The organism is Flintibacter muris (assembly GCF_943192995.1).
Classification (GTDB): Bacteria; Bacillota; Clostridia; order Oscillospirales; family Oscillospiraceae; genus Lawsonibacter; species Lawsonibacter muris.
On the sequence record NZ_CALPCP010000013.1, the window covers coordinates 24,435 to 42,607 of the forward strand.

Annotated in this window: 12 protein-coding genes, 1 tRNA gene and 1 pseudogene; 5 read left to right on the forward strand and 9 right to left on the reverse strand. The window is 51.2% G+C overall.

What is annotated here, in order from left to right:
* Nucleotides 1–132 precede the first annotated feature (132 nt).
* The 9 genes and pseudogenes from NFS22_RS11685 to NFS22_RS11725 form a co-directional block, all read right to left on the reverse strand.
* Nucleotides 133–453 (reverse strand): annotated as a pseudogene (locus tag NFS22_RS11685) (transposase); the annotation flags it as partial.
* Nucleotides 454–788: 335 nt separating this feature from the next.
* A tRNA-Arg gene (locus NFS22_RS11690) sits at nt 789–865 on the reverse strand.
* Nucleotides 866–963: 98 nt separating this feature from the next.
* Nucleotides 964–1,125 (reverse strand): hypothetical protein, encoded by a 162-nt coding sequence (locus NFS22_RS11695; RefSeq protein ID WP_251317935.1) that lies wholly within the window; start codon nt 1,123–1,125, stop codon nt 964–966.
* Nucleotides 1,126–1,476: 351 nt separating this feature from the next.
* Nucleotides 1,477–2,802: an SIR2 family protein gene (locus NFS22_RS11700; RefSeq protein WP_251317936.1), complete on the reverse strand. Its 1,326-nt coding sequence runs from the start codon at nt 2,800–2,802 to the stop codon at nt 1,477–1,479.
* A complete protein-coding gene (locus tag NFS22_RS11705; protein ID WP_251317937.1) occupies nt 2,786–5,782 on the reverse strand; it encodes a hypothetical protein in 2,997 nt (998 codons plus the stop codon). The genes NFS22_RS11700 and NFS22_RS11705 overlap by 17 nt, the downstream gene beginning before the upstream one ends.
* Before the next feature lie 1,001 nt (nt 5,783–6,783).
* Nucleotides 6,784–7,941, reverse strand: coding sequence for a hypothetical protein (locus NFS22_RS11710; protein WP_251317938.1), 1,158 nt, complete (start codon nt 7,939–7,941; stop codon nt 6,784–6,786).
* A complete protein-coding gene (locus NFS22_RS11715) occupies nt 7,919–10,006 on the reverse strand; it encodes an AAA family ATPase (protein WP_251317939.1) in 2,088 nt (695 codons plus the stop codon). The genes NFS22_RS11710 and NFS22_RS11715 overlap by 23 nt, the downstream gene beginning before the upstream one ends.
* 411 nt (nt 10,007–10,417) lie before the next feature.
* Nucleotides 10,418–11,461, reverse strand: coding sequence for a LacI family DNA-binding transcriptional regulator (locus NFS22_RS11720; RefSeq protein ID WP_251317940.1), 1,044 nt, complete (start codon nt 11,459–11,461; stop codon nt 10,418–10,420).
* 84 nt (nt 11,462–11,545) lie between these two features.
* Entirely contained in the window at nt 11,546–12,364 is an 819-nt protein-coding gene (locus NFS22_RS11725) for a carbon-nitrogen hydrolase family protein (protein ID WP_251317941.1), read from the reverse strand.
* A 351-nt stretch (nt 12,365–12,715) separates the two neighbouring features.
* Here NFS22_RS11725 and NFS22_RS11730 point away from each other — a divergent pair, with 351 nt between their 5' ends.
* From NFS22_RS11730 to NFS22_RS11750, 5 genes are all read left to right on the forward strand, one after another.
* The gene (locus NFS22_RS11730) at nt 12,716–13,456 is read left to right on the forward strand and encodes a creatininase family protein (protein ID WP_251317942.1); all 741 of its coding nucleotides are present in this window, start codon (nt 12,716–12,718) and stop codon (nt 13,454–13,456) included.
* A gap of 64 nt (nt 13,457–13,520) precedes the next feature.
* The gene (locus NFS22_RS11735; protein WP_251317943.1) at nt 13,521–14,573 is read left to right on the forward strand and encodes a TRAP transporter substrate-binding protein; all 1,053 of its coding nucleotides are present in this window, start codon (nt 13,521–13,523) and stop codon (nt 14,571–14,573) included.
* Nucleotides 14,574–14,659: 86 nt separating this feature from the next.
* On the forward strand, nt 14,660–15,166 hold the full coding sequence (locus tag NFS22_RS11740) for a TRAP transporter small permease (protein ID WP_251317944.1): 507 nt from the start codon (nt 14,660–14,662) through the stop codon (nt 15,164–15,166).
* The gene (locus NFS22_RS11745) at nt 15,163–16,455 is read left to right on the forward strand and encodes a TRAP transporter large permease (protein WP_251317945.1); all 1,293 of its coding nucleotides are present in this window, start codon (nt 15,163–15,165) and stop codon (nt 16,453–16,455) included. The genes NFS22_RS11740 and NFS22_RS11745 overlap by 4 nt, the downstream gene beginning before the upstream one ends.
* A gap of 149 nt (nt 16,456–16,604) precedes the next feature.
* The gene (locus NFS22_RS11750) at nt 16,605–18,173 is read left to right on the forward strand and encodes an amino acid permease (RefSeq protein ID WP_251317946.1); all 1,569 of its coding nucleotides are present in this window, start codon (nt 16,605–16,607) and stop codon (nt 18,171–18,173) included.

The following is an 18,173-nucleotide window of genomic DNA, read 5'->3' on the forward strand; positions in this document are numbered from 1 at the left end:
TCACAAAAGCAGCTCATTTTCTTTGCTTTTGGAGGTTAGGTATTGCTTGAGAATTCCACCTCACCTTCAGAATCGGCCCGTTCAGGGCCGTTTTGCATCTTCTTCACGTTATTTCGAAATGTGGTTATCCCTTTAACTCAGCCGGACAGAGGTGCCGACAGCAAGGGACAGGCGCTCCAGCAAAGCGCCATCAAAGTTGCGGCGGCTGAAGCGGAAGCAATATTCGTCCAGATAGGACTGTAAATTGTCTTTTGGCAGACCATGATAGGCACCCAGGATGAACGCTTTTGTGTTGCTGATCACGATGTGCAGCCAGTGAAGCAGGCCGGAGTTAGGATCATAGGGACTGTGCTCATGGGTGTACCCCTCCAATGCTGGAATATAGCTGCGGTAACCGTCGCTCCGGATCGTGCTGCCCACAGCGAATGAGGACTGGGCAAATTTCTTATATGTGTTTCGGTATGCCATATTGGTTTTCCTCCTGAGTAAGATGGGAAACAAAAAACCGCCCCTGGCCCATCGGATTACTTCCAACAGGTCAGGGGCGGTTGGTTTTCTTTGCTTTTTGGAGGTTTTGAGCATCACTCGAGAGTTCGACCCCCTCCAGCTTCAGAATCGGCCAATTTCGGGCCGATTTGCATCTTTTTCACGTTATTTTAAAATAATGCTTCCAGAAATTTCAAGTCTTAACTCTTCTGTTTTGTTTTCTCTGATTTCTGCTAAAAAAATGAAAAACACCACATTCTCATGTGGTGTTTTTCGCCTGCATCTTTTTTGGCGACACAGGTTGGTACGGGCGAAGGGATTCGAACCCCCGACCTACTGGTTCGTAGCCAGTCACTCTATCCAACTGAGCTACGCCCGCATACCGTAAAGAGGTATTCCTCTTAACAGCTTTGTTATTATAGCACAGTCTTTTTTTAAATGCAAGAGGTAATTTCCAGTTTTTTAAGTTTTGTTGATTTATTGTTGTTTGCCTTCTATGCTTTCAAATGCTTTGATCGCAATAGGTCTAGTTATATCGCTTGCCATCATAACGTCCACATCAACAATCACACAGTCTCCGGCACGAACCTTCTGATGGACTTTTCTCCCCAGAATTTTTTGTGCAAATGTCAGCCTCATATTTGGATTCTCCTTTTAGTTGTTCCATTAAGTAGAACTATGCTTAAATTCAGGGTCGGTGATAAGCTGGCGGGGATTTTGAAAAATATAAACTGCTCAAATTCGTCGTCATAGAAGTAATATAGCAGGACGGCTTCTGGCATAATCGTTGCCTCCTTCTAGGCGTAAAAAAGCACGATTTCACAATCGTGCTTTCAGGGATGTTGATTTTTGTCTCAAAGTCTTGCTTTTTTCGGTAACCGTTCAACTTTTTCGAGGTTTCACAAGGTTCTTTATCAGCCCCCAATGCAGGACACTTTCATACATTTATTGGAAGTGAGGGCGCAGTGCACCCATTCTGGGGATGGCAGGCTATATCAGCGACAGCAACGTCTCGGGGATGTCATCAACCGACACCCAGATCGGATAAAACCCATAACGGGCCCAGTAGTTTTCTTTCATATAGAGCAGTTTTCTGAGGAGCATGAGCGTATCCCTCCGGATGTTCTCGGCAGTGGTGCCCTTGGAAAGGTGGCTGCGGCAAATGCTCATCCAGATATCCTTGACAAGCTCATTGATCGTCAGGATCAGGTAGTGCCTGGGCCCATTGGTCCTCCGCGCACCGGGGGTATCCATCTGCCGCAAAATCCGCCGGAAATTATAATCGTCTGCGGAAAATCCCACGAAAACGCAGCTGTTTCGATTCAGATAGTAGGACTGTATGCTGTTCTGCCAGTTATAAGCCTCATAGCGTTCTGTGTCATAGTAACTGTCCTCCGACAGGATGATACTCCGGGATTCCCGGAGGAAGGTGAGGTCGGGATCCTGTCGGCTTTCCCTTCTGGGTATGCACCCATGGACATGGAAAATATGAATCGGGTCCTTGGACTTTTTTGCGCATTTACCGCTCCACTCCCCCGGATGGGAGATAATCCGCCCTGGCGGAACATCAAACAGCTTGATCAAATACTCCTCGACCAAGGTGTCAAAGTTGTAGGTCAGCGCACACCGGAATCCATTTTTAGCCCGCAGGAGGTAGGCGGCAGCGCACAGGGATTCGCTGCGTGCCAAAGCCAAGAGTTTTTCCTCCCGGTTCAGCGCACCGGAGGCCTGGTCCGGGTGCTCAGCCTCCCAGTTTTTCAAAAAATCCTGGGGCTTTGTGCTGTCCTCTACGATGACAGAAACGATCTCTTTAATCAATTCCTCTCCCGATCTTCTCTGTCCGGGCTTTCCCAGAGTCTGCGCGATATATTGCCCGGACTCCAGTACATTGATCCCGCTGAACAAGGTAAGCTCTTTCGAGATCAGCTCCTGCTCCAGCCTGGACAGCCGCCTGTGGTCGGTCTCATCGGCGTCCGGCTTGTCCCTCTGGTTCTTATAGTCATAGTACTTCATCGCGTGGCCGGCCATCTGCGAGACCAACCCCTGCCAGGTGGGCATCTTCATCGGGATGCTGATCCCGGCGCCGAGGACCAGCGCGGTCTGGCCTGACTTCATCGTCTGGCGGATCTCCTGAAGATAGTTCTCCTGCTGCTCCATATGCCGCCCCAGCAGGTCTTTTACCAAAGGCACATCAATACACGCACCGCAGCCAGCCGGGAATTCCCTCCAGTCTTTCCCGGTAAATCCGCAGTAACAGCTCTTGTCCGGAGCCTGGACCAGGCGTTTGCAGTCCAGCCGCTCAGGTGCTTTCGTCAAAGCCATTCACCTCCCCTATTGAAATCAGGCTGGAAAACATTTGGACTACCCCATCGCTGTCCACATTACCATCCAGCAGACGGATCCGCTTAAAGGCACGCTGATACAGCTTCATACCGTCATGCTGGGCGCTGTTATAGTCATTTTGACACAGGCGCAGATATGCCTCCAGGGGTTCCGCCACCCATTCGCAGTGTTGACGATATGTCCGCAGAAGGAGATCTATTTGATTGGCGACATCCTCATATTTAAGGCGCTTTTCCGGCATCTGATGCCTGCCTAGATTTTCAACGGCGGCCTTCAGCTCTTTCCGGACCGCCTGGGTAAGGGCAGTCTTCTCATCGTTTATGGCGTCGGGAAAACAGACCCTCAGTACGGAGGAGATCCGAAAGACGTGTGGGGCATCCCTGGGCAGCGAGACCAACACATTCCACTCCTCAAAAACGAAGGCTAAGATGTAATCCACCGGCGATGCATCCAACCGCATGCACGCTTCAAGGTCGGCAAAGGTCTCACTGTAGCAGTTGAATACCAGCTGTTCCAGGATATTGCCCAAATTGCAGTCGCCAAAAACTCCAATCTGGTCCTGCCGGGGCGGCTGACAGAGCGAGTCCATTAACAGCTGATTGAGGATCGCCACAATAAACCGTCTCAGGTCCTGGGCCCTGAACTCCCCCGTGCTGTCGAACCAGTCAAGGTAACTTGCCAGCCGCCGCCGTTCCACAGCGCAGAAGGTCAGGCTTTTCTCCGCCGCCTGCAGGATATCATTGCAGCGGTCGTAAAAACGGACAGCGGTATTCAGCATCTCGCGGTACAGGACCGCTACCAACTCACTGTAGGGGTAGCGGTTTTCCAGGGGGCCGTCGGTTTTGCGGTACCAGAGGAATTGCCTGGACAGCTCCTCCTGAAGCCACTGCATCAGATCCGCACTCATATAATTTCTCTCGTCCCAGCAGAAGCGGGCACTGTCCTGGCAGCATCGCTGGCCTAAAATGTTTTGCAAGGCCTTTGCAACCGCCTCGCACAGCCCCTGAACCTCGCCCGCCCAGCAGGCCCTGATCTCGCTGCTTAAGCTGTCATCCTCCACCTGAAATGTGGATTTCAGGCAGGAAATCATAGATTCACAGTAATCCTGCTCAGAAAAAAGCGAATAGGCCAAAAACCGTCCGAAGTAGCGAGCGGTAAAATCAAGGATGTAATCAACCCGATCCTTTCTGCGCCTGTTTCCACAGTAGTGCATGCACTCATGCGTCATGCGAAGCACCGCGCCGCCGCAGTCAAACAGAGCCATCTCCGACATGTGGGTAATCAGGGGCATATTCTCAACCAAATCCTCTCGCGCTCCTTGCTTACCGCGAGATACCCTGCGTACATCCGGCTCAAGGTCGGAGAAAATATTGTTTGTATGGGTGTGGTCACAGCCGCCGCTGCAAACAAGAAAGGCGTAGCGGGAAACTTTATTTGCCTCCTCATCCAAAACATCCTCGACAAACTTGTTCTGCCACCGATTGTAGGCCAGCAGCAGGGCGGTAGCGGAGCTCACAGACGCATGGTTATACCGCTCGTTCTCCATGGAAAAGCAGTCTGAGCGGGACAGGTCGGCGAGAAAACTTCCCACCTGAGACACAAAGATTTCCAGCGCTTCCTCGATCCGCTCCCACTGCTCATTCATCTTCTCGTCCAGTTCTTCGCGCTTCGCATCATCCCTCTCCTGCTCCAGGTCCTGCTTGATAAGCGCCACCGCTTCCAGTCCTCGATCCAGGCTGTTGGTAAAGGCAAGCAGCCATTGATCCATAATTTTCTTCAGCGCACGGTTGTGGGGCTGCCGGCAGATATTTTCAATGGCAGTCACCCGTTCCCATGTGGCGCTGAAAAGCCGCATATGCCTGTTTGTCTCGTCCAGAAGCTTCCAGTACTTAATCAAGACATCTCGCAATTTTGTTATTCTCTGATTCCGTGGATTGGGTGCGGAAAATTTAGCCCATTTTTGTGTTTCCGCCGTATAGCTCACCGAGCGCTGGAGGGTTGACTCTGTGCTGATCACCAGATTTTTGATCTTACCCGTCCCTTTCTTGTGGTCCGCCATAACCATACGCAGCAATTCGCTGAAATCCTGTCCCTCCTTTGAGTTCAGCAGACAATCTGACGAGCCGGAAAGCTGATAGACATCAGCAAAATCCCCCACACGGCGCCGCAGCTCACCTATAGGTGTGCCAGGCTTCATATGGACGCGCATGGACAGACGAATCCCCTGCCGATGCCCATCGCTGCAGATGGGGCGTTCCGGTCTTTTGGGGCAAATATGATAGACCGGCATAACATAATCGGTGGAAAGTATCGCCTTGCCTTCAGACACTGCGCGGTGCAGATATTCAATCAGCACCGGCGCAAACGACCAGTCCTTCTCCGCCAGCAGAATGCAGTAGTCGGAATATCCCAGGCTCGGTAAAATACATAAATGGATATCTTCTGTCCCGGCCTGTGCAAAGGAAACCGGAATCTCATCCTGAACCCCTTGGGGAAGATACTTGCCGTCTCGGATTATCTGGGCAAACCGCTCCAGCTGTTCCCCGCATACGTCCTGGGGCCATCGCCCCTTAAAATCATCGGTCAGGTTGACCAGCGCCACAGTGACGCAGGGATAACGGTCCAGAAGCGCGGATATATTTCCCTGCCAGCTCTGATAATCCAGGCCGCAGTCCTCCAAACGCCCGATCATTTTCGAGGCAGGAAAGAGCAGTTTAATCGGATAGCCGCTCAACGGGTAGGAGGGTATGCTCTGCTTTTCGGTCTTGGAATTTCTGCTGTCAAACCGAATAGCAGAGGCCCCGGGGGAAAAACCCAGCCAATATTTAACCGGTTGAAATGTAATCCGGTCAAAGTATCCTAAAATGTAGTCGTCCCCATGGTGCGGTGCCCACAAAATATCCTTTTCCAGCTTAATCGTTATACCGCAAGGTTTTGTGTTATGATCTCCCATTGCAAAATCCTCTCATCTCTATTCTATAAGTCTTTCGCAGTTTAGTATAAAAGAGCCCCCGCGAAACAAAATTTCGCAGGGGCTCGGTTATTAAGGACGTTTCCCGGGGGGGGCCACACGTGACAGTCCTCCAAAGGAGGCATGAGGTCCGTCCAAATCAATTCCAGGCCCACCCAAAGAAACATCGGGGGGGCCTATCTTGACTGTGGTTTTTTCAACCGTGCCATAGAAGGATGACACGCCGCGAGACCCTTTCGCCTTCCGATCGGCAAAACGATTCTGCTTAAATCCAGGCATGATAATCACCTTTCCAATGGAATCAGCAAGCGGTCCTCTTTGCGACCCATTTCAATTCACATTGAACGTCTTGTGCTTTGCACGGTTCAGTACTTGCAATCTACCTTCAATTTCATTGAAGTTCCCCCGGATTGCAACGTACTTCCGCCGCATTAAATAGTAGTGGACCGTAATTTGGCTCCCGTGCCTCTGTAAAGGTAATTCCCTTTACAGATCGATAAAACACTCATGCCTGGTTTTCCAAGCACTGTAAATGTTTTTCGCTTGACGGCGCAAGATCGTTCCTAAATATTTTACCACAGGGAGCCTACATTTTGCAATAGCCAAAGAAAATTTTCACAGCACGAAAGATTAAACTTTTCAATTTGCAATTTTAACCAAATTTTCTCATTTTATGTATTTTTATAACTTTTTATCGTATATGAACATGCCACCACCAAGAGTTCTTTAAAAACCGCACCTGATCTTTCCCATTCTGCTCCCAGTCCCGACAGGACCCATTACCCTGCCCCGTCCGCCAAATATCTGCCAGCCTCACCACTTCGCATCAAAAGGAGCGTTTTATTTGCGTTGCCTGTTTGCAGACATCATCAAAAGCTGCTCCAGCCAAGCTGTCCAGTCCTTCACGCCGCCGGCGTCAGCATCGTACCAGAAGATCATCTCTCCATCGAAGGTGGTCCAAATCTCTTTATACCGTCAGTCTATCAAGATTTCTCTTCGGTCAGGCCTTTTATCTCCATGTCGATGTCGTGAGTCAGCTTTCCCAGGGGGCGCCGGCCCCATTGGGCCTGGTCGATGTCCATCAGATACATCATGGTCTTCACGTCCTGGAGTGTGTGAAAGGCATCTGGAAACATGCTGCACAGGGTTTGCAGATACTCGCTGCTGAACACGTAATTTTTCCAAAACAGGTATAAAATATAATCCTTATGTTTGTTGTAAAGAGGTACCAGCTGAAACAAATCCTTGGAGGCCTCAACCCTGTCCCGCAGCTTTTCCGGAAGACCTCCGTCCACAGTATCCAGCGTCACACTGAATTCCTCCTGTGTGTCTTGACAGCCTGTCAGGTAGCGCAGGCTTTTCTCCGGCCTGGTGCGGAATACCACCCTTGTCCCCATCTGGTCCGAATAGGGGTACAGCACCTCCTCATCCCGGTCTCCCTTACTCTGGTTGCACAGGCCGCAGGAGGGAATCAGGTTCATGAGGGAAACGGCGAAATACGGGTATTTCGATTGGCTCTTGTAGTGGTCGAACTGCGGTCTGGACGTTCCCTCCCCCTCCGTCAAGGTCACAGTGTACAGCCGGTTACAGTAGGGGCACACGTTGACATCCATATATTCCAGCAGCTTCGCCGCCAGGGGATTGCTGGAAAAGTCCTTGTAGCGGAACACCTCGTTTAGAAGCTTCTGAACGGATTCTTTTTTCTGGATTGCCCCAATCATTCTCAGCGCCTGGGGCAGCTCGTCCATTTTCACCGTCAGCAGCGTCCGCAGATTGCCTCGCCGGACCGCAGGCCCGCCCCCCGCCGTGTACAAATACCAGTACAGCTCCGGGCTGGCTTTCCAGATCAGTTTCGCGGCCAGCAGACGGTCCTGCGCCAGCCGCTCCTCCTTGGAGTCCGCCGGGCCTGCGATGTGGTACTTCTTCAACAGCTTCAGATATTTTTTGGTCCGCATTCGGGCTCTTTTCCCGGATTTCTTCAAAAAATCTTCGGGTGCTATCGTAATTCCTCTCACATGCAATACCCGGCCATCCAGGACATCTTCCGGATCAAATGGCAGCACATATGCTGCCAGATATAAATAGCAGTCCAGAATCGCATCTCCCCGGGGGTGCTCTTTATAGGTCAAAATCCGTATCATGCTTCCTCCTGTCCCGTTCCTGCCTGAGCCGGCAGTATTCCCGCTCCAGCTCCTCGTCCGAAAGCCGGCGGACCCGGTCATCCCTCCTGCGCCACGGCAGCTTCTGCTCCAGCTCCTCAATCCACAGCAGCGCCTTCCGGCGGATGATCGGCTCCGCGATCAGCTCCGCGCAGGGGCGGTACCGGTGCTCCAGCAAATAGCCAAGCTCCTCCGTCTGCCCCTTTGAATTGGACGCCAGAGCGGCCTCCACTCCTTTCAGATCCTCAAAAAGGCGGTCGATCTTGCGCCGGGCAAAGCGCCCGATGGTACCGTTTTTCAGGAAAAAGCTGTCCCGAAACAGGAGGTGGATGTTCTGCCCAAAGGTCCCTCCATGGGCGGACTCGTCCACAACAGCGCAATGGCGCTCCGGGTCCAGCTTTAAGTAGATCACGTTCTGCTGTGGGACGTCGCTCAGCAAAATCGGTGAATGGGTGGAAAGTATGATCTGAATATCCTGGCAGCACTGCGGGGGATATATCCGGGGCAGGAACGCTGTCAGCAGGTCAATCAGTTCCAACTGCCAGTCGGGATGATAGGTCAGGTCTGCCTCGTCAATGAGCAGGATAACGCTGTCACACACAACAGCTTGATCATTCCGGAATTTGTTGATAATACGGTAATCTTCAGCCTTGGAGCTGGCGTAATCTTCCCCGAAGATATAGTAGAGGGACGCAAACAGGCTGAGCAGGCTGTTTTCCCCGCTGCTGAGCCCCCAGTGGAAATCCAGAAAATAATCCGGCTCACAAATCCGGCGGTATTTTTCCAAAAACTCCATAAACCACTCTGTATCCGTTGCATCAACGAAAAAAGTGATAGATGTGCGCTCCGTGTCCAGATGAAACGTGCCCCATAACTTCGTTTCAAGCCTGAAATGCTCTTCCAGCTTCTCATTCCCAATAAATTGCAAAAATTTCAGGCAATGCTCCTTCAGTGTCTTCCATTCTATAGCGAAGCAATTCATGATAGAATCAATTTCTACCCACGCTTCTTCCACCGTTCCACTGTAATGAACCGCACTCGGTTCCCATTCTGCAAGCAGCTTCTGGAGCCTGACCTTCTCTATGTCATCCATCCCGTTTGCCGCACTTCTGACTGCGCACCAGATAGCGCACCGTTTTAACTGCTCTCTCAAAAGAATATACCCATAATTTGAGATTGGGTCTGTCCTGCGGTTTAGCTCCTTGTCCCGGGGTGGATACAGTTCAGAAAATAACAGTTCATCAATCTTCCACGCCGAAAAATCGTTGTCATCATAATAATCGTTCGTATCCAGCGCGGAGGACAAACGGTTGTCCAGCAGCAGGTCAATATAGAGCCTCTCCGGCACAGGCATCGGATAGCCCTCCTCCTTTAGTCCAACACATGTCTGGCGCTGGCGCTTATCGAAGACAAATTTGATCTGCTTGTACTGCTCATACAAAAGGTAGGATTCCAATTCCAATGAACCGGAGCGCGAGGCCTGATTTACATCCTTGTCAGCGTCAGACACGAGCAGATTTCCCACTGAGCAGTCATAAAGTGGGGCGGACCGGTCGCTGGGATACCACTGGCTTCTCCGGCTGTCCCGCACGGTCAGCGCGTTGGTCAAATAAATCAGCTTTGTCCTGCCCAAAATACGGCTCACGCTGTCGCGATCCAACCACTTCGGCAGGCTATAGTTCCCAAAGCCCTTCCACTCTCTTACCGGAGCGACATTCCGCTCCGGATTATAGTACCCAACCAGCTTATCGCCCTCTTGAAAAATCAATATGCCCTCTGCGTCTCCATTCCCGCTACCATGGGCATCCAGAAAAAGCTCTATAACGGCCTGCATCAGACTCGTTTTCCCCGCGCCGTTGCTGCCCACAACAACACTGAGGCCGCTGATATTCTCTCCCCAAAACCGCTCCGGGAGGCGGAATTTGGTATCTGACGCAGTAAGCCTGCCGGTCTCTCCATCAAAATGCAGCCGCATCTCCGGGCTAAAATTGAACTCCACTTCACGAAGATTGCAGTATTTATTGATATACAGATATATTAACCGCATATAGCCCTCCCCATAATTACGGTTTCTCTCCTCCGTGGAGGGAGCTTGCCGTTTGTGTGTTTTTAGGGATATTATACCGATTGCCCAAACAAAATCAACCGCGTCCTTTTAAGTATGACTGTTTCAAGATTAAATCCCCCTCGGTACAAGGCTTCTTTGACGCATCTTTTTTGCCAACGAAACACACTTTTTCGCAGTCAGGACCACCCGCATAACGGGTGGTCCTGACTGTTTAGGAAAAGAATAACAAAATTATCGCCTGCAAGTCCGCACTTGTGTGAGGCCAGGAGGAAAATGGCAAAACAGGTTTGCCGTGCCTCAACCTGGCACCCCCAAAACTTCTCCACTATCCGATTAGAGAAATCCTTCCAGCGTACGGTGTCGAACCGGGAAAACAAGCCTGTTTTGTGCTTATAATTTCTGCACACTGTTTCCCTCAAAAAAAGTAGGCTCAATAATAATGTTGGAGCTGATATACGGCTGAGTATCCCGCTTAGAGGACTTACGGGCCTGAATACGCTCCAGCATTTGCTTAACCGCCGCCTGCCCCAGCGCCCTCTGGTTCGCGCCGAAAGTGGAAAAGGAGATTTCCGGTATCATGCTGGTTTGAACGGGGTCTAGGGAGATCAAACTTAGGTCTTTGGGAATCTGTTTCCCCATCTTCCGGCACTGCAGATAAAAGTCAATGGCCACCTCGTGAGACAAGCTGATAACAGCTGTGGTGTTCGGATGTTCCTGGAACACTCGAGACACATCAAAGGGATTGCGGCTTTTCAGCGCGTCTGAATAAGAGGTGATATCAATTTCATAGACGCTGCTTTCTGAAAAGGGAAAGCCGCTGTCCATCAATGCGCACCGGTATCCCCAGTAGGCGTTGCGCCCGGCGATCATGGTCTGCGGAACACCCAGCAGAACGATATGTCTGTGTCCCATAGACAGCAGATATAGTACCGATTGATAGGCGGCCTTTTGATCGTCGCCCAAAATGGAGTCACAGGAGGAGGCCAGGTCCTGCCGGTGGATCATTACAATGGGCATGTCGCTGTTGGTAGCCTGCATCAATTTTTTGGGGGTCGCACTTGCTGTCACCAAAAAGGTCCCTGCCAGTTTGTTGGCCATAGCGACGTCCAGATAAGAGTCACACAGCTCTGTGCTGTAGTCGCTGTTGCACAGCCAAACCATGTAATTGTGATCGTACAGTCCCTTTTGAATGACCTTTGCGATCTCAATTTGGGCAATACTGGAGATGTTGCCGACAATCAGGGCCACCGTATTAGAAAATCCCTGCGCCAGGCTCTGAGCCATCTTATTGGGCTGATAGCCGGTCTCCTGAATCACGTGCTCCACAAGCCGACGGCTCCTGGCGCTGACATTGGGACTATTTTGCAGAACGCGGGAAACCGTGGCGCGGGACAGTCCGCAAGCCTTTGCGATATCATCAATCGTTGTACTCATAACTGAACTACGCTCCTGCAAACATTACTGTTTTCAGTTATAAATATACACGATCACGCGCTTGTTGTCAAATGCGGCTGTATTTCAGCGCAGAGTGTAGCAATCAGGGCGGCGGTTCTGCCAGGTGGCCAGCCGCTGACGGACCTGCTCCTGATAGTCCATATCCAACTGGGCATAAGCAATGCTGACCTTGTTGGGACATTGGGCCAGTACAGTTCCCCAAGGGTCCACTACACAGGATCGGCCAAAGGGGATTTCTGAGGACATTTGGCCGTATTGGTTTACAGCGACCACATAGGTCTGATTGAGGAGAGCTGTACAGTTTACCAACGCATCCCAGTGATCGGTGCGGGGGGGCAGGGGGTTACCAGCAGGCCAAAAAGCGGGGACAAAAATAATATTGGCCCCCTCCTGAACCATGCCGCGGGCTAACTCTGGGAAGCGCAGGTCATAGCAAACCATCATACCCACTCGTCCGATATCTGTATCGAATACGGCGCTGTGGCTGCCGGCCTCTACGGTCTCCGACTCGTCATAGTTCATCGCCTTCATCAGGTGTATTTTGTCGTACTGCCCAATGATTTCTCCTTCTCTGTTGATAAACAGCTCAGTGTTGTAGTATTTTCCATTCTCCGCCAAACGGTGAAATGTACCCGGGATTAGGTTGACGTGATGCTTTTGGGCCAGTTCCCGCATCTGAGTGACAAAATAGCCGTCCAGATCTTCAGGCTTACCAAGCCGGGTGGCCTCAGCGGCATCCACATCGTAGTAACAGTCCTCCGGAAAAACAGCGATGTCCACGCCTCCTTCCTGAACGGCCTGCTCCACCATTCGTGCAATCAGCGCAACATTTTCCTTGGGAGTACCGACAGTGTCTGACTGGCACAGCGCTACCTTTACCATAAATAATACCTCCTTCAATTACTTTTTGCGCGTCTCCATAATGAAAGCGCTACCAATTTTATGTATGTGGCGTATAAATAACAGTTTTCACGCTATGCTTACTATGCTTTATTTCAAGAGTAAAGTCAATAATAAACATAGAAAAATCAGACTTTATACACTATTTTCGTCGTTATGTACAATTCATGGTCTGAATTTTGTGTAAAATATGAATTGAATTTTAGGCGGAAAAGTTGTAAGTTTGTAAATAGAGAGCGCTCCCAATTCGCGGTGAATATTTGCTAATTACCGGATCCAGGCAGAGAGAACCTGCCGCAACCTGATTACAGTTTCTTTGGAGGAAAAGTAAATATGAGAACCAATATTGTCAGCGAAATGTCCTGGGTCGAGTTCGACCAGCGCCGAAAGGAGACGAATACTGTCATTCTTCCTTCCGGCGCCACCGAGGTCTATGGTCCACATCTGCCAATGGGCAGCGATATTCTGGTCTCCCGCAAAATTGCGGAGTTGGTGGCGGAACAGACTGGCGCCCTGGTAGGGCCCAGTCTGGAGGTGGGGCAGTCTTATGACTTGAACGCCTTCCCAGGTACAATCGCCACCCGGAGCTCCCATTTGAAAGCGGTCTACCGGGATATCTGTGAGGGCTTTATTAAGTGGGGATTCCAGAACATTTTTATTGTCAACAGCCATGTGGCCAATACACAGCCTCTGAATGAGCTGATGGATGAGTTACGGCAGGAGCATGGGGTAAACGGCGGACTGATTGCTTTCTGGCAGTACATTCCTGGCCTGACCCAAGATCTGTGGGAAACAGACACTCCCCATGGCCATGCCAGTGAGGCGGGCACGTCGGTGCTGCTCCACCTTTTCCCGGAATTGGTAGACATGAGCAAGGCGGTCAACTCCCCTGCTCTGATTGAGGACCCCTACCCTCGCATTACAGTCTATACAGATTTCATTGAGTACACAAAAACCGGCACCTTGGGCGATGCCACCAAGGGGACCGCTGAAAAAGGCGCGGAGACGGTTAAGCGGGCTGTGGACGAAATCAGTGCTTTTATCAATGAGTGCATGATTTCAAAAAAACAGTAAACTCTGGAAGCAGAAGTAGAGTTTGCACCATAAAGGAATACGGATAATGTGTAGGAGGTTTTATATGAAAAAGTTACTTGCTGCGGTTCTTACCTTTGCAATGTGTCTGAGCCTTGCGGCGTGCGGCAATCAAAGCAGCCCCAGTCAGGCATCCTCTTCTGTTAAATCTGACGGCACTGCCCAAAGCACATTTGAGAAGATGACGATCAAGGTCTCGTATTCCACAGGAGACAATGGCCTGGATGGAATTGCCTGCGCTAAGCTAAAGGAGCTTGTGGCGGAACGGACTGACGGTGCCGTGACAATCGAGGGCTACGGAAATGCCCAACTGGCCGGCGGCGATATGGACCGCATGGTTGAGCTGCTTATCCAGGGCGGCGCATATGACATGTGTATCCTTTCTGAGGCTGTGATGGAGAGCATCAACCCTGAGTTTTATATTTTGGAATCACCCTTTGTATTTAAAAGCTATGAGGATGCCTATGAGCGCATTGACTCGGAAGAGGGCCAGCAGTGGCTGAAGGATGAGTTCAATGAAACCGGCCTGACTTACCTGGCCAGCCTTGGAAACGGCATTTTACAGATGACCAACTCCAAGCACCCGGTGTATGAGCCCGCCGACCTGGCCGACCTGCGCTTCCGCGTCTATGGTGATAACGATATGCGCCTGATTAAGGCTCTGGGCGGCGACGCGTTTGTAATGAGCTTCTCCGAACTCTATTCCGCTCTGCAGCAGAAGACGGTAGATGGACAAATCAACGGCTTGGCCACCATCGCCTCTGCCAATCTGCAGGAGGTCCAGAGCTACTGCACCATTATGAATATGTCGCTGTCTACATTCCACATTGTATGTAATACTAACGCTTGGGATGGTTACAGTGAGGAACTGCGGCAAGTTCTGGAGGAGTGCGCCAAGGAGGCGGCCCAGTATGCAAGAGAAGAGCTTTCCAGCCAGGAAGCAGGCCTGCGTAGCGAGTTTGAGACTCAAGGCATGACCTTCTGCGATCTGACCGACGAACAGTTGAACGCCTTTAAGGAACTGGCCCGTCCGGTTACTGAAGAAAATCTGGCTGGTATGGATGAGAAGACCCTTCAGGTTTGGGGCCTGGACTCATAAGTCTTTCCAGACATAAACCTGCCCGCGGGTAGAGCCGCTTTATTCACGCGGGCAATAAGCCACTGAATCAGAAGGAGATTCTTTTCATGAAAAAGCTGTACCCAAATGACAGGCTGGCCGCGTTGATCTTTGCGGTAATGCTGTTTATCACGTTTATGAACGTTGTCTCCCGCTATGTGCTGCGTTTGGGAATCTCATGGTCGGAAGAGGTCGTAGCCCATCTGGCGGTTTTGCTCTCAGGCCTGGGGGCGTCCCAGGCGGTGCGAAATGAGTCGCACTATGATATCCCGCTTCTGGAAGGACTGGTCTCTCCAAGAGTTTCCCGTTGTTTTAAAGTGTTCAGTGCGGTGCTTAATATGCTGTTTTGCATCTATATGACCTATGCGGGAATTACCATGGTGCAGCAGCAGTTTAAGTTGGGAAAGGTAACTACTATGCTGCGCTGGCCAGAGTGGGTCTGGGGACTTGCGGTTCCAATCGGCTGCGGCTTTATGGCGTATTATTCCATTATTGTGCTGATCCGTACTCTGCGGCACCGCGGACAGGAGCTGTCAGGACCGGAGGGGTCAGACGCTAAGGGGGAGACGGAATGATTGGGTTCATTGTTCTATTTCTGTTCCTGGCCCTGGTGTTGATCGGGGCGCCCATTGGTACATCCATGGGCGTGGCCGGGTTGGTCTGTCTGGTTCTGGATGGAACCACGCTGACGGTAGTACCGTACAACTACTACTCCTCCCTGACCAGCTTTGTGCTGTTGGCAATTCCCTACTTTATTTTGGGCGGCGCAATTATGGAGCGCGCAGGCATTTCCAGCCGCCTAATCCGCTTTGCGCAGGCCATGGTAGGGCATGTGCGTGGTGGATTGGCCATTGTATGTGTGATCGTGTGCTGCTTTTTTGCCGCCATCTGCGGCTCTGGACCGGCCACTGTGGCGGCCCTGGGAATGATCCTGGTTCCCGCCATGATGGATGTGGGCCATGAACCGGGCTCCTCTGCAGCACTGATGGCGACGGCGGGCTCCATCGGCATTATCATCCCACCCTCTATTGTCTTTATTGTATATGCGTCCATTACCGGTGTATCCACCAGCGATCTGTTTATGGCCGGAATCATCCCCGGAATTTTGATGGGCGCTCTGCTGATTGCCGCCTGTCTGTTGACCACGGACAAAAAAAAGCTGAAAGTCTTACCGAAAGCCAGCTCAAGGGAGCGGTGGAACGCATTTAAGGATGCCTTTTGGGGACTTTTGATGCCTGTGATTATTCTGGGTGGAATTTATGGCGGTATCTTTACCGCTACAGAAGCCGCCGCAGTGGCCGCTGTCTACGGACTATTTGTAGGTGTAGTTATCTACCGGACATTGAAGTTTTCGGACATTGTGGAGGTGTTCAGCGCCGCCTGCGAGACCAGCGGACAGACTATGTTTACGATTGGAACTGCCGCCCTGTTCTCCTATGTGCTGACCGTCTCCGGAATCTCCGGCTCTGTTACTACGCTGCTCAAGACCTTTACCAATGGCAGCACAGTGGTATTTCTTATTATTGTAAACATTATCCTACTGATTGCGGGCTGCTTTATCGACGGAAACTGCTGTCAGTACATTTTCACCCCGATCTTTTATCCCATCTGTGTCAGCCTGGGGTACAGCCCCATTGCACTGGGCGTTGTGATGTCGATGAACACAGCTGTCGGCATGGTAACACCCCCTGTTGGCTGTAACCTGAACGTAGTAAGCGGCGTAACTGGAATCAAATTCAAGGAGGTTGTCAAGGGCGTTATTCCCTATGTTATTGCCGGACTGATTGCGCTGCTTCTGGTAACTTACATTCCCGACATTGCAACCTTCCTCCCGGATCAGCTTGCCCGGATTCGTGCGCAATAAAGCAGACAAGCTCCGGTTAAAACCGGAGCTTGTTTTTTTACCCGCCTTTGATATATACAACTGTCAGTACAACTGCAATCAGGAGGCAGAAAATTCCCAGCCCCACGGTTACCCGGTTATGAACAGGCAGTTTTGCGTTCCAGAACCGTTTGATCCAATCTTTCATACCACACCATCCGACCTTATTGTTTTTTCAGTATACCATAATTAACACCAAAAGAAAAGGGGGAGATTTTATGCGTGATTCTGGGGGAAAACCCTCCGAACAATCCGCTTCAACCGAATTGCGCCAAGGGATTCAGGGCTGGCAGGTGGCCTTTATCGGCCTTGGCGGGGTAATTGGTTCCTGCTATTTTTTGGGACTTGGCGCTCTAATCCGAGACATGGGGCCCGCTGTACTGCTGGCATTTCTTTTAGTGGGTGTCATTGTCTACGGCATGATGATCGCCTATGCGGAGCTGCTGGTCAATCTGCCCCGAACCGGCTCCTTTGTGTCATACACCTGCGAATTTTTGGGAGAGACGGCCTCGGTTGGAATCGGCTGGTCCTTTTGGTTCAACTGGGTGTGCTATGTCCCTTCGGAGGCACTTGCGGCAGCCATGGTGCTAAATACATTTTTCCCAGGCCATACGGGTGCTTATGCCATCGGTGCTCTGGCGATGCTGACAGTTATAAATCTGAGCGCTGTAGACGTATTTGCCCGAGTGGAGTCCACACTGGCCATTATTAAGGTGTGCGCGGTCATTTTATTTTCCGTGATTGCGTTTGGAATCTGGATTGGCCTTTGGGGCGCCGAGGGCTTTCTGGGCTCCAGCGTCAATTTTGGAGCCGGTTCCTTTGTCCAAAACCTGTTTCCCAACGGGGCTGGCGTGGTACTGACCAACATGGTAGTAGTGCTTGTCACCTTTCAGGGCACTGAAATCGTGGGGCTGGCCGCATCGGAAACCCAGAATCCCGACGTGGCGGTACCAGCAGCCTGCAAAAGCGTTACATACCGCATTGCCTGCCTGTATCTGGTTCCAATTCTTTTGATTTTGGGTATTTTCCCAAGCGAAAACGCCACATTAGACGGCTCGGTCTTTGCCCAGGTCCTGTCCTACTACGGCCTTAACTTCTGGGCGGGTTTGTTCTCAGCCGCGGTTTTGATTGCTGCGTTCAGCTGCGCCAATACCGGCTTTTATGGAACGGTTCGCTGCCTGTATGGGCTATCTGTAGAGGGGCTGGCCCCCAAAATCTTCTCTAAGTTAGATAAAAATGGAAGCCCAAGGCCTGCTGTGCTCTTTACCTTAGCCGCCATGTGGTTGGTGTTGATGCTGGGACTGTTTGCCGGTGGCGGTGTTCTGTATGAGAGCTTGCTGAGCGTCTCCGGTTTTACCGGCACGCTGGCCTGGATTGGCATTATCGCATCACAGATGATGTTTCGTCGCCGGCTGCGCCGAAACGGATATATCCCCGAGAAGTGCCTGCAGGCCGCCGTATCTGAGAAAAAGAGATGGGTGCCTATGTTTGCGCTGGTTGCCCAGATTGTCTGCCTCATAATGCTGGCATTCGGCGAGGGACAGCAGCTGGTGTTTCTGATCGCCCTCTTAGCTGTCGCTATTCCGGTTTGTGTCTCTCTTTGCCTAAAGAAAACAGGGGTGGTGCCCTCTGTTCCCCACAACAGCGAGCCGAACTTTGAAACAAAATTTCCAAAGAAACAGCATGAAAGGATCTGTTAA